Below are 586 nucleotides of genomic sequence, written 5' to 3' on the forward strand. Positions count from 1 at the left end.
ACCCGAGCCGGCCCCCGCGCGCCCTCCGGTTACGCCCGCCGGCGAGCCGGGCGCGCCTCCCAGCGCAGATCTGCCATCGCCGCCGGAGCCCCACCCGCCGACGCCGCCTTCGGTGCCCATAGGCGGAGCGCCCCCCGAAGTACCTTCCGACCTGGGCGAGCTGCCCCGCGGCCAGGAACCGGGCCTTCGCCCGCCCGAGGTGCCTGGCCCCTACGATGGCCCTGTTCACCCAGTTGACGGCGAGGGGCCACCATCGGACCCGGCGCCCGGGGAAGCCAACCCGACGCCGACAGACGATAGTCCGTCACCTAATCACGAGGGTGATCAATTAGCCGATTCGGCGAATCAAACGCCTGGGCACAGCGAGATGCCCGGTCGGCAGACAATTAGCGGTCATGGTAGCTACGATCCAGATAACGGTTTATTTGTTGTACCCAAAGGATCGAGTATTACGACATTTGCAGAACACGGCTCGACAATCACCGATTCGCTTGGAAACTTGATCGAGACCCAGGACTCCCGACATAGAGTCGGCTCCCTGCTGACGAGTTTGGCGTTTTTCCTGGTAGCCGCCTGTTTCTGGGTG

At 64.7% G+C, this 586-nt stretch carries 1 protein-coding gene; it reads left to right on the plus strand.

Annotated features, from left to right (window positions below; genetic code table 11):
• Positions 1–367 precede the first annotated feature (367 nt).
• The coding region (locus FPZ47_RS29105; protein WP_210420056.1) for a putative adhesin at positions 368–586 on the plus strand (219 nt) is incomplete at its 3' end.

The sequence above is a fragment of the Mycobacterium helveticum genome, from assembly GCF_007714205.1.
Taxonomy (GTDB): domain Bacteria; phylum Actinomycetota; class Actinomycetes; order Mycobacteriales; family Mycobacteriaceae; genus Mycobacterium; species Mycobacterium helveticum.